The organism is Pseudomonas sp. BAV 4579, from assembly GCF_009765395.1.
GTDB classification, from domain to species: Bacteria; Pseudomonadota; Gammaproteobacteria; order Pseudomonadales; family Pseudomonadaceae; genus Chryseomonas; species Chryseomonas aestiva.
Genome location: NZ_WHOV01000245.1, coordinates 1 through 749 on the forward strand (window position 1 = coordinate 1; position 749 = coordinate 749).

Annotated in this window: 1 protein-coding gene; it reads left to right on the forward strand. The window is 61.4% G+C overall.

The genetic code is table 11. The features are described 5' to 3' along the window. A partial coding sequence (locus GSQ95_RS25720) for a glycosyl hydrolase 53 family protein (RefSeq protein WP_178123855.1) occupies window positions 1–640 on the forward strand: 640 nt, incomplete at its 5' end. Window positions 641–749: the final 109 nt, after the last annotated feature.

Sequence of the window (749 nt, forward strand, 5' to 3'; positions counted from 1 at the left end):
CAAGCGCTACGCCAAGGACATCAAGATCTGGGAGATCGGCAACGAGCAGGACTACGCCAAGGCGGGTGCGCAGGATCGCATCAACACCCTGGTCGGGATCTATCGCGGCATCAAGCAGGCTTCGGACGAGCTGGGCGCCAACCTCAAGACCACCATCAACGTGATGGCGTGCAACTCGGATGATCGCACCACCACCTCACGTTGCCCGGGTGATCGCAATGGGGCCATGTGGTTCCTCGACCAGGCCAAGGCATCGGGCTTCAACTTCGACTACATCAGCTTCCACTACTACCCCTACGTCGACGACAAGGGCTACTGGATGGACATGTACCTGGGCCAGATACGTGCCATGGCCAACAAGTACAAGACCAAGGTGTTCTTCAACGAGATGAACTGCGGCAACGTCTACCAAGGCAACACCGACGGCGGCCGTGACGGCGATCGGGCCTGCTACGACAGCGTCAAGCAGATGCTCACGGTGCTCAACACCAGCTACAGGGACGTGGTGGCCGAGATCAACGTCTACGAACTGCTCGACGAGCCGACCCTCTCGGTGGTCCACGAGCGCCACTTCGGGATGATGTATGACCTCAAGCGTCCCAAGCCGATCTTCGACATGGTGACCAGCTTCGCCAAGTAAGACCCCGGCGCGGCCAGACCACCGCCCCCGCTGCCTGACCGGTAGCGGGGGCGGTGTCGTTTTGGGGGGTAGGAAAGGGGGGGTGTCAGTCCGGCGTGGGGCTGCCCTC